The organism is Methanosarcina sp. WWM596, assembly GCF_000969965.1.
In the GTDB taxonomy this organism is placed as follows: Archaea; Halobacteriota; Methanosarcinia; order Methanosarcinales; family Methanosarcinaceae; genus Methanosarcina.
The window spans coordinates 1,900,594-1,914,387 of record NZ_CP009503.1; the positions used below are offsets into that span (position 1 = coordinate 1,900,594).

Annotated in this window: 13 protein-coding genes; 6 read left to right on the forward strand and 7 right to left on the reverse strand. The window is 43.7% G+C overall.

What is annotated here, in order from left to right; all coding sequences use genetic code 11:
• Positions 1-77: 77 nt before the first annotated feature.
• The 3 genes from MSWHS_RS08395 to MSWHS_RS08405 all read left to right on the forward strand — a co-directional run bounded on the left by MSWHS_RS08395 (position 78) and on the right by MSWHS_RS08405 (position 2,737).
• Positions 78-770, forward strand: a complete 693-nt coding sequence (locus tag MSWHS_RS08395) for a hypothetical protein (RefSeq protein ID WP_197074049.1) — start codon at positions 78-80, stop codon at positions 768-770.
• Between the two features lie 114 nt (positions 771-884).
• Positions 885-1,643 (forward strand): hypothetical protein, encoded by a 759-nt coding sequence (locus MSWHS_RS08400; RefSeq protein WP_231585671.1) that lies wholly within the window; start codon positions 885-887, stop codon positions 1,641-1,643.
• Complete coding sequence (locus MSWHS_RS08405) at positions 1,640-2,737, forward strand: PGF-pre-PGF domain-containing protein (protein WP_048128006.1); 1,098 nt, start codon at positions 1,640-1,642, stop codon at positions 2,735-2,737. The genes MSWHS_RS08400 and MSWHS_RS08405 overlap by 4 nt, the downstream gene beginning before the upstream one ends.
• Before the next feature lie 259 nt (positions 2,738-2,996).
• Here the strand turns inward: MSWHS_RS08405 and MSWHS_RS08410 are convergent, their stop codons facing one another.
• On the reverse strand, positions 2,997-3,839 hold the full coding sequence (locus MSWHS_RS08410) for a tetratricopeptide repeat protein (protein WP_048128004.1): 843 nt from the start codon (positions 3,837-3,839) through the stop codon (positions 2,997-2,999).
• 762 nt (positions 3,840-4,601) lie between these two features.
• Entirely contained in the window at positions 4,602-5,543 is a 942-nt protein-coding gene (locus tag MSWHS_RS08415; protein ID WP_369798518.1) for a glycine betaine ABC transporter substrate-binding protein, read from the reverse strand.
• 401 nt (positions 5,544-5,944) lie between these two features.
• On the opposite strand from MSWHS_RS08415, the gene MSWHS_RS08420 reads away from it, so the two are divergent.
• On the forward strand, positions 5,945-6,550 hold the full coding sequence (locus tag MSWHS_RS08420) for a flavodoxin family protein (protein WP_048158923.1): 606 nt from the start codon (positions 5,945-5,947) through the stop codon (positions 6,548-6,550).
• Between the two features lie 234 nt (positions 6,551-6,784).
• On the opposite strand, the gene mtaA is transcribed toward MSWHS_RS08420, so the two are convergent.
• Entirely contained in the window at positions 6,785-7,819 is a 1,035-nt protein-coding gene (gene mtaA / locus MSWHS_RS08425; RefSeq protein ID WP_048128000.1) for a methylcobamide:CoM methyltransferase MtaA, read from the reverse strand.
• Between the two features lie 310 nt (positions 7,820-8,129).
• On the reverse strand, positions 8,130-8,282 hold the full coding sequence (locus MSWHS_RS20185; RefSeq protein ID WP_156148135.1) for a hypothetical protein: 153 nt from the start codon (positions 8,280-8,282) through the stop codon (positions 8,130-8,132).
• 573 nt (positions 8,283-8,855) lie between these two features.
• On the opposite strand from MSWHS_RS20185, the gene MSWHS_RS21450 reads away from it, so the two are divergent.
• On the forward strand, positions 8,856-9,413 hold the full coding sequence (locus tag MSWHS_RS21450; RefSeq protein WP_048158924.1) for a NosD domain-containing protein: 558 nt from the start codon (positions 8,856-8,858) through the stop codon (positions 9,411-9,413).
• 70 nt (positions 9,414-9,483) lie between these two features.
• A complete protein-coding gene (locus MSWHS_RS21455) occupies positions 9,484-10,008 on the forward strand; it encodes a PKD domain-containing protein (protein ID WP_231585672.1) in 525 nt (174 codons plus the stop codon).
• Between the two features lie 145 nt (positions 10,009-10,153).
• Here the strand turns inward: MSWHS_RS21455 and MSWHS_RS08445 are convergent, their stop codons facing one another.
• From MSWHS_RS08445 to MSWHS_RS08455, 3 genes are all read right to left on the reverse strand, one after another.
• Positions 10,154-11,083 carry a glycine betaine ABC transporter substrate-binding protein gene (locus tag MSWHS_RS08445; RefSeq protein WP_048127992.1) on the reverse strand — a complete coding sequence of 310 codons (930 nt, stop codon included), beginning with the start codon at positions 11,081-11,083 and terminating at the stop codon, positions 10,154-10,156.
• 283 nt (positions 11,084-11,366) lie between these two features.
• A complete protein-coding gene (locus MSWHS_RS08450; protein WP_048127990.1) occupies positions 11,367-12,197 on the reverse strand; it encodes a proline/glycine betaine ABC transporter permease in 831 nt (276 codons plus the stop codon).
• A complete protein-coding gene (locus tag MSWHS_RS08455; protein ID WP_048127988.1) occupies positions 12,191-13,684 on the reverse strand; it encodes a glycine betaine/L-proline ABC transporter ATP-binding protein in 1,494 nt (497 codons plus the stop codon). The genes MSWHS_RS08450 and MSWHS_RS08455 overlap by 7 nt, the downstream gene beginning before the upstream one ends.
• Positions 13,685-13,794 lie beyond the last annotated feature (110 nt).

Below are 13,794 nucleotides of genomic sequence, written 5' to 3' on the forward strand. Positions count from 1 at the left end.
AACAAGTAACTTTTCAGCCAATCAGGCTGAAAGTTTTTTTTCTTTTTTCTTGTTTTCGTAGCAATTGGAGGTAAATCATGAACAGGATGTTAAAAAATAGTTTATTAGGAACAGCTGTACTGATGTTTTTTTTCTTAACAGCTACTCATACAGGTATGGCAGGGGAAGAAGTCCCGGCCCCGGTTCCTTTGATTCCGATGACAGTAGAGGGAGTCGCCCTGATTGATGGGGACCCGGCTCCTAAAGGCACTGTTGTTGCAGCTTACCTTAATGGGACACAGGTAGAAGAGTTTCTCATAAATACTTCTTCAGGAGATTTCACTTTCTATATTTCCGGAAAAGCTGAGGATGAAGGAAAATCCGTTACCTTTAAGGTTGGTGAAAAGGATGCCGATACGAAGTTAGACTGGAAATCCGGAACTAAGGTCTCATCCATTGAACTGTCAGTCGGTGTTGTAGCTGATTCCGGGAGTTCTAAGAAGAGCTCAACTTCAAGTACAAGTTCCGGATCGGCAGAAATCAATGAATCAAAAACTTCTGGAGCTGAGGTTATTGAAAGTTCAGTCACTCAACCGAATGTAACAACTGTCTCGGAAAATGCAGTTGCCGATTCAGGTGAAGATACCGGAGCCGAAAAGAGTGCGGAATCTTCAGAAGCATCCACTGAAACGAGCAGTGCTCCAGGTTTCCAGATTATTTATGCTGTTGCGGGCATCATTCTGCTCACTTTCGGGTCAAAGCTCGGGAGGGAATCAAAAAGGAAGCCCTAACAGATTTTTCTAAAAGGATCTGCACGGGTAACGTAAAAATCTCAAGGTGATATGGTGACCATCAAGGACAAATACTTAAGAATTTTATCGTGCCTGGTTATTCTGGTACTGGGCATGTCCCTTGTTCCGGTTGCATCTGCCAACAGTATTCCTTCGATTCCCAATGTGTTTGAAGGAAAGCTGATTACAGGTGATGCAGATGCACCCGCAGGAACGATAATTTCAGCTTATATAGATTCCGAGCTTGCTGGCTCTCAATTTATAAAGGAAGCAGGAGTGTACAAGTTGGATGTCTCGGGTACAGAGGAAGATAATGGAAAAGAGATTATCTTCAAGCTGGGCCTCGTTGAATCTGAGCCTGTTTCCGTGACCTACCAGCAAGGAGCTGTGCCGGTAGAACTCGATCTTACTTTCGAAGGAGATTTTGTACCTCCAGTCATAGAAAGCTGCTCCGCATCCCCTGTGTGTATCCTGAATGACGGAGAGGATTACTCAGTTATCAGGGTAAAAGTCTCGGATGACTTGTCCGGAGTTCTGTCAGTAACCATTGATCTCACTCCCATAGGCGGAGAAGTGGTTCCATTGACACTCGAAGGCGGAGGTATCTATACCTGCAATGTAGGAAGTATTCAGGCAGGAGAGTTTAAACTCGCCCTTACAGCTACGGATTACTTCGGGAATACAGTTACGGATGAAGACAGCATCTCGATCACCGTAGTTTCAGAAGATGAGCTCACGACAAGGTATGGAGGCGCTGATAAGAGTTTCTCTACCGAAGAGATCAACAATATTGTAAATAATAATGAAATCTCCAGCAGGAGCAAATACGCAATTCTGAATATTTACTTTGCTGACGGGTGGGATCGGATATGAAACTGTCTGAGTTTAAAATTGCTTTTGTGCTGCTCCTGACCATGGTCTTATGCACAGCACCAGCTTCTGCAGGCAGTGCGGAAAGGGCTCTTCCTTCTTCAGTTAATCCCGATGAGGTGTTTCAGGTAACGGTTAATGTAGCCGATTATGGTGCCGTCGGGCAGGTTCTTGAAAAGCTTCCTGCAGGTTTCACATACATCAACTCGACCCTTCCGGAAGAAGCTGTAACTGTAAACGGCAACAAGGTTTCCTTCCTGCTGCTGACTGAAAAGAACTTCAGCTACACCCTTAAAGCTCCTGCGTCAGCCGGTACATACCAGTTCGTGGGTCTTTTAAGGGACATCAACAAAACTGAATTCTCTGTTCTCCCTGCCAGTTCTTCCATCAAGGTCAAGTCAACCTCCAGTGGAGGTTCAGGTCATAGCTCAAGCAGCAGTTTAAGTGGCGGATCTGGAGGTTCCCCCGAACTCCAGAGCAATGTAAAGGCTAAAGAGCTGTCCCAGGCGTTCGTCACCGCTGGAACACACGTAAAGTTCGATTTTCCAAATGGTGTAACCTGCATAAGGTATGTGGAGTTTGATGCTAAGAAAACTCTCGGGAAAATCACTACTATTGTCGAAATGCTGAAAGACCAATCAAAGATGGTTTCAAGCCTGCCCGAAGGCACGGTTTATCAGAACGTGAACATCTGGGTGGGTTCGGGAGGAATCGCAAATGCTGGTAGTCTCGAAAATGCAGTTGTCGGTTTCAGAGTTGACAAAACCTGGCTTGAGGAAAACAAGGTTGATGCAGATTCGTTAAACCTCTGGTACTATGACAATTCATGGAGCAAACTTGATACCAAAAAATTAGATGAGGACAGCGATACTTACGTCTACTTTGAAGCTAAAACTCCAGATTTCGGACCCTTTGTAATTGTTGCAGCCGATAAAGAATCTGGTCCAACGGAGGTTGAGCCTGTGCCTACTGAAGAAGTGGAACCTGATGTGGCTTCCGAACCCAATCCTTCAGGCTGGCCTATTCCTGGCTTTGAATCTGTAGCTTTTCTGGGAACGGTTGGAGCTGCATACTGCGTCCTGAGAAGAAAGTTCTAAATGCCGAAATAAATTCCCGGCTTGAAGCAGCATCTAAAGCTGCTTATTTTTTTCTTTCCCGAATACCTGTAGATTGAAAAGTGATTTTTGGATTCAAGGGAAATATTTCTTAGCTTGGGGTGTATTTTGATAGTATTTGATCTCACCTAATAGGAACAAAAATTCATACGTTGCTTTTTTTCATCGTTCACGATGATTTTCAGCCTCCTGTGGCGCAGAAGAGATAACTGGATGATTCGATTTCAAGATGTTCTGGATCTCATTCGTTAATCTTAGACTCGCAGAATTCTTTTCCCTGCTTTGCAGTTTCGTTTCCAGGGCTTAATTTAAGGGCCCGTGCATAGCACTTGATGGCCTCTTCATATTCTGAAAATTTACAGAGCAGATTGCCTCCGAACAGGAGAGAATTCAGGTGGTCTGGATCGCTTTCAAGAGCTATTTTATAGGCTTCGAGGGCTTTTTCTTTTTCTCCGAGTTCCAGGAAAACGTTGCCTTTCCAGTACCAGGTCTCTGCGTTGTCAGGTCTCATAATGGGAGCTTTGTTTCGGGAGAAGAAGCTGAACCTGGGAAGTTTACACGCCCAGTCAGATGCCTGCTTGGGTTCTGCTGCCAGGGCTTTGTCGAAGGTCTCCAGAGCTTTTTCCAGGAGTTCCATCTTGAAGTAAACAATTCCCTTGCTGGTCAGGATTTTGGGGGATGCGGGATCAAAAGAAAGCGCTTTTTCAAAGGCCTCAAGAGCTTTTTCATTCCTGCCGAGGGCAGAGAGCACAAACCCCCTGTTGGACCATTCTGTTGGGCTTTCTGGTTTAACCTCCAGGGTAGCATCAATAATCTTGAGAGCTTCTTCGTATCTTCCGAGCTTGAAAAGAGACATCCCGCAACAGGACCGAACCTCCAGAACCTTTTTGAGTAACTCTTTTCCGCTGTCCTCCTTTCCTTTTTCAAAAAGCAGATCTGCCATTTTTTTCCAGGCTTTATCCGCTTCCCCATAAGCAGCAAGAGCCTCGTTATACCTGCCCATCCGGAAGAAAACCCTGGCTTTTTTATAGCTCTCCTCGGCCAGTCTATTGAGGTCTCTGAGTGTGTTTGCCATTTTTGCCATTTTTTTGCCTCATATCTACATGTGTTAGAATCCCCTGAATTCGGATTCATAACTGAACCTGCATTATTCGGAAGTCGTATTAAAAATTAGTTTATGTTTCAAAATTAGTTTTTTTAAACCTGATAATTGTCCAGATAAATATTTGGAGTTTTATAATAAATAATGTTCTGAGATTTAATAAGGTTCATTAATCCTTACTTAAACTTCTATTACTCCGATTCTACAACAGAATGGGACTTCTTTATGGAACCTATTTAACCCGCTAGTTCCGATACAATGTGAAGTAATGTGGGGTAATAAGATCAACTACTCCTGAACTAAACAGGCTGTCCGAAAATTCAATTTCAGGGCAAAAATATGAAAAAAATAAGGCATATAAACCCCTTAAATTGGAAAAAAATAATTTTGAATCCTACTGATAGTAATTGTCGGACAGCCTGTAAAGACTCAGGGGCTTGTCTAGCAAGCCCTGGTTAACCAGATCACCGATTAAAAGCAACGGAAAATCGGTAAACGATAAGAAAGAAATAGTTACCCTGAAATGCTGCCTCAGTTTAAGGCTTTAAGGATGCCGATTAAACAGTCCTGAGAATTAAGGATAGTGCTTGCATCGTTAAACCTTTCCATATTTTCGTTCCCATTACATTAATAAAAAACGAATTAAATAGAACAGGATGTGGAAGTTGACGCATTCACCCCCTGAGTTAAAGACACTGGGGTTTCCTGCTGAGGATTTATGAAAATTGAGTAAAAGGAGTGATTTCACTCTTCTCCTATCCACTCTTTTACTTTGTCAGGGTTGTCTTCTATCCACTTTGCAGCGGCATCTTCTGGAGTTGCACCGTTTTCAATCCCTATCATGACGTTCTGGATATCTTCATGGGTCCACTCGAACCTCTCAAGAATTCCGTAAAGCTTGGGCATGTCTTTTTGCAGGTCCTTTCTTGAAAGGGTTTCCACATGATCAGCCTCGCAGAAAATCTCTTTTGGATCATCCAAAAATTTGAGGTCCCAGCGGTTAAAAGCCCAGTGTGGGAGCCAGAGGGTTACAACAATGGGTTCCCCGGAATCAATGGCTTTCTTTAATGAAGCTATCATGCCTGCATTGCTACTTGCGACCAGTTCCATGTCCAGACCATACTCTTCAATAACTGATTCAGCCATACTCATCGTACCTGATCCGGGGTCTATCCCCACGATTTTGCCGTTGAATTTGTCTTTATTGGCGTTGAGCTCTTCGATGGAGTCAATTTCCACGTATGAAGGGACAACGAATCCGATAGGGCAGTCTTCCAGGGTTGTATGGACAGAGTTAACCTGATCTCCGTAGGTGTCCCAGTATTCCTTCTGGGTTTTGGGCAGCCAGGCAGAAGTCGTGAAGTCAAATTCACCATCTGCAAGACCCTGGTAGAGGGGACCTGCACCAACAGCGATAATCTCTACATTTTTATATCCGGCTTCCTTTAGCACCTGCTGGATAACATTGGTGCTTGCGATTTCTGTGTCCCAGAGGACGTACCCAATCTTTACGGGCTGGTCTAATTCAGAAACTTCGGCGTTTCCTATAATATTTTCATCAGCGCCTTCTTCGATTTCTTGTCCGTTGCCAGCACAGCCTGCTCCAAAAATGAAGAGGCTGAGGACAAGCCCGACTATGAAAATTAATTTAAGTTTTTTCTCATTATTTATCTTTATATTATTCAATATAACACAACCACTTGTAATTCAACAACTAAATATAGGTTCTCGAATTAGGACTTTGATTTAAATACATATTCGTTTTTTCATAATATATATTAGTATTTTCATAATACATATTCGTTTTTTCATTATTGAGTCGGTACTCCCTGATTAATTGATTGGTATTATTCCAAAATGACCGTAAATGGCATATCGCATTCTTTCCTTTCACGCGCCACTTCCCACTTAACCCAACCTGCGTACTGCAGATAAAAATAGATCTAACAGCCATGCTAGAAGCTCCAATACAAAAATATCAACCGTGTAGCAGGGGATGACCATTGAGTCTGGATTCTTCTAAAAAAAGGAACCTGTTATGGAACCTATTTAACCCACTAACCCTGACATAATATGAGGTTTACACGATGAATGCCGTAAAAATATTAGGAGTAAGCGGAAGCCCCCGGAAAGGAGGGAATACCGACGTCCTGCTTGATAGCTTTTTGAAAGGGGCGGAATCGGCAGGAGCTGAAACGAAAAAAGTCCTGTTAAGGGAATATTCGATCGAGTCCTGCATAGGTTGCGAAGCATGCAGGAAAGCCGGGACTTGTATCAGGTTCCACGATGGAATGGAACTCCTGTACCCCGAGATCGAAGCCGCAAAAGGCCTTATCCTCGGCTCTCCCACCTACAACTACAACGTAACCGCCCCGATGAAAGCCTTCATCGACCGGCTCTACCCTTACTACAATTTCACTGACGAACGTCCGGGACCTTACTCGAGCAAACTTGGAGACCAGGGACGAAAGGCCCTTGTTTTTACAGTCTGCGAACAGGAGAAACTTGAAGAAATGGGCTTTACGCTCGAAGCTCTCGGTATGCCTCTTGAGGCCCTGGGTTATGATGTGCTGGAAAAATTCCTTGCTACCGGGTGCTTTGCAAAGGGGGCGGTGTCAAAGAATGAAGCTTTGCTCGAAAAGGCTTTTGAAAGCGGGAATAAGCTGGCAGAGGCTCTTCTCCAGGCTAATTGAGTGGTAAATTTCCCGGAAAAATATTTATTTTTGAGTTTTTCGGGCATTTCCACCCCTATCATCTTCGAAGCCGGTGGCTTTTTCTGGAAAGTATATCTGGATACCTAAAATGTGCATCTGAATAATCAATTCTATATATTGAGATAACTAAAAAGGGCATCCAGATAATCGGGGAAACTATATTAGAGTGACTTAGTGACTTAGTGACTTAAAGAGGCATCCTGAGAACTGAATTCATCGATTTCTCCCGCAAAACTCATTCCTTGCTTCCACCAGAGCCTTCAGATTTTTCAGCGGGGTTTTGGGGGCAATCCCGCAGCCTGGAGCAAGTACATCGACACCCATTCGCAGGCAGTTGAAAGCTTTTCTTTTTACATTTTCCGGCTTTCCGGCAAATAAGGTCCGAGACGTTGAAACGTTGCCGATTACCGCAGCGCCGGATTCATGGGCTGTTTCCACGGCTATTTTGAGGTTTTTTACACCCTCCTCAAGGCTGAGCCCGTCAAACCCGCACTCTGCCATGTCCGCAATTATCGGGTCAGCGGCACCGCAGATGTGAAGGACGCTTTTTCCGCTCCCGAGGGCTTTCGGGATCCTGCTCATGCCCGGTTTTATCAGGTCTCTGAAAGCATCCGGGGAAATCATGACCGGGGAAGAGACTGCATCTGCGATGACTACCACATCCGCTCCTCTTTTCAGGCATTCCCTGCTGTACACGATGCAAGCATCGGTACAGAGGTCTATAAGTCTCGTTACGATATGGGGGCTCTTAATTGTCCACTTCAGGAAATTCATAATTCCGCAAAGGGAAGTCGCAAGGTCTCCGGGCCCTTCCATCCCCACGATGAGCGGGAGCTTAGAGCCTGCTTTTTCTCTGAGGATTTCAGTAGCTTCCAGGACTGCCGGGATCCTGCCCCTTTCCAGGAGGTCTTCAGGCAGATCCGGAACTGAGGGAGAGATTTCCATTGGGCCCTTAAGCACAGTCGGAGTCCTGGCTTTCGTGCCGGGGTCAATTGTACAGCCCATGGCTTCTGCGAGCACAACCACATCAAAGGGATACCTGAGAGTTTCAAAAGAGGCATTTACGTACTGGGAAAAGGCAAGCACTGCCATCTTTTCAGGCTGGCTGTCAGCTTCGGGTCTGGCTGCTCCGCTCAGGTCCATGAGTTCGAGTACCGGCGCAGTTGTGAAGGTGCCGACCGGTATCTGAGCGGGAGTTTTTCCTTCGAGGGTTCTGAGGATTTCTGTCCTGAAGTTCGGTTTTTCCATAAAAGTGACCCCGGATTATTGTCTTTTGCTTTTGCTGGAACTATTAACTGTATTACTATGATACTGTACTACTGTATCATATATAGGAACCTATCCGAAAAGTCAGTAATATATGTTGAAAAATTACAATATGTCTATAATGTCAGAGTATCCGTTCTGGTTTTTTATATTGCTAATGGAAAGTTACAGTAGGTAACAACACTTTTTGGATGGGTTTTAAGTGATTATACCTATTTACAGATGCATCGGTAATCAGATTACAACTCCTGTACCTTACTGAACCAGAGCAACCTGTGGAATACTCCTGCAATCAACACCTGAGGAGCCTGTAGAGATGCCTGCTGAACCCACAGTACCTTCCTTCACGATACAAACAGAAGCCCAGAATTATACGTATCAACCCGATATGTATTATGCTGATGGTCTTCTTCTTTTCTATTGCTCCGATTTCAACATCTCTCATTATAGCTAATCATAACCCCACTGTTGTGCTTTCCTTTGAGAAACCTTCATATTTCTACATAGCCCATTTCAATTCAACCTTTATTTCTGAAAAAAATTAATCAAAGATTACTATTGAATGTAAAATATATTAAATGTAGTTAATGTGGTTTATTTTTTATATTCATATCCGATTATATTATAATTAAAGGGGGAAATATGAGAAACTGAACTATTTTTTTAATGATTTTAGTTTTTATTTCTATGATATCTATTTCAGCTACTTCATCAGCAAGGAAAATTATAGTAGATGATTATTCAGGAGCTGATTTCAGATCAATTCAGGAAGTTGTGAATAATTCTGTAACTGGGGACACAATAATCGTGAAGTCTGGTATTTATATTGAAAACATTCTTGTCAATATAACAGATCTAACTATCAGGTCATAATTAAACAATGATGATACGCAGGTAAAACCACTAAATGAAAGCGTAAGTACCTTTCTGATAACAGTTGATATTATAACGATTAGTGGTTTAAATATAACAGGGGCTGGTAAGATGCAACTAAAAATGCAATCTTTGCTATGGTAAGATGAATAATGTAACAGGTAATAACATTGAAAACGGTTCTATTTTTCTGGGATCCTATGTGCCAGACAATTTAACAATCATCTTTCGTGGTGATATGAATAATGTGACAGGTAATACTATTGAAAATGGTTATACTCTTCTGGGGCCCGAAAGTTCAGGCAATTTAATAGCTGAAAATAAAATTTCTAACGGCGAAGGGGGTGTACATATTTCCTACTGCGGAAGAAATAATACAGTATTAGGTAATACGATCTCAAATATATTAGGTAATACGATCTCAAATATATTAGGTAATACGATCTCAAATATATTAGGTAATACGATCTCAAATATATTAGGTAATATGATCTCAAATGTATTAGGTAATATGATCTCAAATTGTTCCACTGGCATCTATGCATATGATCAAACAGTAGATATTCGTAATAACAGGATTGATAACTGCAATAATTGGATTAGGCTTTCGTTAGTAAGTTCAGGAATTGACAATAATAAAATGTTAAACTGTGATGTAGGGATTATGTGTACAGAATTCAAGGAAACTATACAGTTAATTTGACAGCTAGCAACGGACTCAATACTAGTTCCAAACTTGCTAATATAAGCGTTGAAAATAGGATGTCATCCACGTGGCCATTTGTATACATTACAAGTGGATCGCAACACAATTTAAGGCTGTTTTTGTAATTAACATAGCCACAGGAACAATTATAACCAAGGTGAAAGTAGGAGAAGTTCCTAATGGAATTGCAGTCACACCTAATGGAGAAAAGGTATATGTGGTAACCAGGGCCGGTTATTATAGCAACAATGTCTCTGCAATTGACACCTCAAACGATACTGTCTCAGCAACAGTAAATATCGATGTTTTTATTGGGGGACTTGCAATCTTTCCGGATCCGGAATCAGTATTTCCGGTAGCTAATTTCAGCATCAATGTCAGTGAAGGTTTTGCACCTTTCTCAGTTCAGTTTACCGACAGTTCAGAAAATGCAACTGGGTGGAACTGGGACTTTGGGGATGAAGCTGCTTCAAACGAACAGAATCCAGCTCATACTTATTTATCACCGGGAAACTATACAGCTTGCCTTATAGTAAACAACGCCAGATGGTACAGATTCAAAGTTTACTACAATAACTGTGCTGGGGAGTAGTTCCGGTGTTGATAGCGATTCCAGTGGAGGAAACAGCTACAGTAGCGGTGGTTGAGGTGGATATCGACGACACTAATCGGTATTGCAAAAGAACGGCGAAATAAAAAATCAGGTAAAAAAGATAAATGGAAAATGAAAGAGAAATTTACTTCTCTCCGATCCATTCGTTAACTTTTTCAGGGTTACTTTTGACCCAATTTGCTGCGGCTTCTTCAGGAGCCATTCCGTTTTCAATATCCACCATTACTGCCTGGATATCGTTATGAGTCCACTGGAAGCGGGTCAGGATGCCGTAGAGGTTGGGTTTATCTTCTTTGAGTCCAAGCCTTGCCAGGGTTTCAACGTGGTCAGCTTCGCCGTAAACGCCTTTAGGGTCATCAAGGTACTTGAGGTCCCAGCGGTTAAAAGACCAGTGGGGAGACCAGAGAGTCACAACTACCCATTCTTCGGAGTCGATGGCTTTTTTCAAGGAGGCGGTCATCGCAGCACTGCTGCCTGAGACAAGCTCCATATCAAGGCCATACTCGGAAATTGCGTCTTCGGATACCTGCATGATGCCTGCTCCTGGGTCAATGCCGATTATCTTACCGTCAAATTTGTCTTTTTCGGAGTTGAGCTCTTCAATGGAATTAATAGTTACATAGGAAGGCACAACAAGTCCTATCCTGCAGTCTTCGAGGTTTGTATGGACAGAGTCTAGCCGGTTTCCGTAAGTTTCCCAGTAGGTCTGGTGGGTATAGGGAAGCCAGGCAGATGTGGTGAAATCAAACTGCTCGTCAGCGAGCCCCTGATAAAGGGGACCTACATCAACTGCAATGATTTCAACGTCTTCATATCCTGCCTGTTCAAGAACCTGCTGCATCACATTGGTACTTGCAATCTCCCCATCCCATAAGACATATCCTATTTTCACAGGCTCGCTTAACTCTGCTACTTCTGAAACTTCTGCTCCTTCTACAGCTTCATCTCCTTGTTCTGCACAGCCTGCCGCAAAGAGGGTAAGCCCTATGATCAGAACGATTGTAAGAATCGATCCGATCTTTTTTCTTTCAGGGTTTAATTTTTTACTGGTCAAAATATCTACAACCTATTTTCGAATTTATTTCTATTTTGGTTTTTATTCAGATTTCCGGACTTCTGATGTCCAGTTTTCTTCTTATTTTAGAATATTCAGGGGATTGAAGTTAGTGATGCACCTCTTCCAGAAACTGTTTTAGACACTGTTTTATACTGTCTGTATTTTGTGGCACTATGTGGTGCTGTCGGAAGGGGGTGTCCCTGTTAAAGTGAAATTCTGAATCCCAGGTATTCTGAATCCCAGGTGCCTGTTTCAGGAAGGCATCGGGAGTGGAACGTTTTTACCTGGGACTGAGGTTCTGGGTAATCCTGTCCAGGACAACCGCTATTATGACAATAGCAAGCCCTGCTTCGAAGCCCATGCTGATGTCCACTCGCTGGATCCCGAAAAGGACCTGGTAACCGAGCCCTCTGGCTCCGATCATAGCTGCAATAACGACCATGGAAAGGGAGAGCATAATGCACTGGTTGACCCCGGCCATAATGGTCGGGAGAGCCACAGGCAATTCCACTTTTGTAAGCTTCTGCCATCCCGTGGATCCAAAGGCGTCTGCGACCTCTTTTAGCTCTTTTGGGACCTGTCTGATCCCCAGGTTGGTAAGCCTGATTGCGGGAGGCATGGCAAAGACAACCGTTGCGATCATCCCCGGGACGTTTCCGAGCCCGAAAAAGATCAGGGCAGGGATCAGGTACACAAAAGACGGCATGGTCTGCATGAGGTCAAGCAGGGGCTTTACAATATGGTAAAGCATTTCGTTTTTTGCACAGAGGATCCCTACGGGAATCCCTATAATCAGGGTAAGCAGGGCAGAGGAGATCACGAGGGCAAGCGTCTCTATCGAGAGCACCCAGAGACCCATATTCTGGATGAGGAAAAAACCAAATGCAGTCCCGACTGCAAGCTTGATATTGCGTTTCCCCGCAAAATAGGCGAGTAGGGAAATACCAAGGATAAAGAGTTCAGGAGGCAGGAAAAGAAGCACGTCTTTTAAACCCGTGATCAGGAAATCAAGCCGATCGCTTATAAAGTCCAGAAATATGCCGAAATTGCCCTCGATCCAGTCCACAGAAAACTCGACCGTGTCTCCGATAGGGATTCGGGGAATTAGCATGTTTTCACCTCAGGGCCTGGTATGGTATCAGACTTGTCAGGGGTTTTGGCAGGCGCTCTATTATTTGCTCCTGCTTCTGCAGGCACAGGCCCGTTGTCAATTCCGTTATTTATTATACTGCCAGGGTCACCTGGGCCGCCTGAGCCTTCGGGTGGTTGCCCAGCGTCTCCTTCATTTTTATCGATGGGAACTGTTTTTTCGGGAGGCTTCTCTTCAGGAGGCTTTTCTTCTGAAGCTTTTTCTCCGAGAGGCTTTTCTTCGGGAGCTTTTTCTTCGGGAACGTCATCCTGCTCGTTCTCTCCGGAAATTGCAAGGGCACCGAGCACACTGGCCCGGACTATAATCCCGAGTAGCTTTCCGGAATCATTGACTACTGCAAGAGGGTACTGGCTTTCAGCAATCAGAGGGATTATCTCTTTAAGAGGCATATCTGGAGCTACGCGGGGGGTATCCGAAATCACCACTGATTCAAGGCTTTTTCCTTTTTTCAGGGCTTCAAGGACATCCACTATCATAACTATGCCTTTCAGGCGCCTGTTCTTCCCCTCAACCACATAAATCGAGGAGATTCCATGGTCTCTCATCAACTGAATGGCAACCCTGGGCCCGGAATTGATGGATATGACGGGGTCCGGTCGTTTCATAACCGATTCAGCGGTAAGAATTTTGGACCTGTCGACCCCTGCAACGAACCTCGAAACATAGGAATCTGCAGGTTCGGTCAGGATCTCTTCAGGGGTCCCTATCTGAACAACTTCCCCGTCTTTCATGAGTGCTATGCGGTCTCCGATTTTCAGGGCTTCGTCCAGGTCGTGGGAGACAAAAATAATTGTCTTTTGCACCCTGTCCTCAAGAGAAAGCAGCTCGTCCTGCATATCACTCCTGATAAGGGGATCAAGGGCACTGAAAGCCTCGTCCATAAGCAGGATGTCAGGGTCATTAGCAAGCGCCCTTGCAAGCCCTACCCTCTGCTTCATGCCACCGCTGAGCTGGGTTATCCTGCTATTTTCCTGACCTTTGAGCCCTACGGTTTCTATGGCTTCATGCGCCTTTAAGTAGCGTTCTTCTTTAGGAATCCCCTGGATTTCAAGCCCGTAAGCCACATTATCCAGGACAGACCTGTGAGGCAACAGGGCAAAATTCTGAAAAACCATTCCAAGCTTGCTCCTGCGGGTACTTCTCAGTTCCTCAGAGTTCATGTTGGTAATGTTTTGCCCGTCGATCAGGATCTCTCCTTTTGTTGGTTCGATAAGGCGATTCAAGCAGCGCAGGAGGGTGGATTTTCCGGAGCCTGAAAGTCCCATTATTACGAAAATCTCTCCATCGTAAACCTCAAAGTTAACGTTGTTGAGCCCTACAGTCTGTTTTGTCTTTTCAAAAATTTCACTTTTGGATAAGCCTTCATTTAGAAGAGAAATTACTTTAGAGGGGTTTTTACCAAAAACTTTAGTAATGTTTCGTACTTCAAGTTTTATATTTTTGTCCATAATAATACCCCGGTTTAACCGAACTTGTTTTTAAAAATCATCAACAGTCTTTACGATAGGTAAAAAATTGTCACAAAAATCCGGGAAATAAAAACTAAATTTTATTCGAA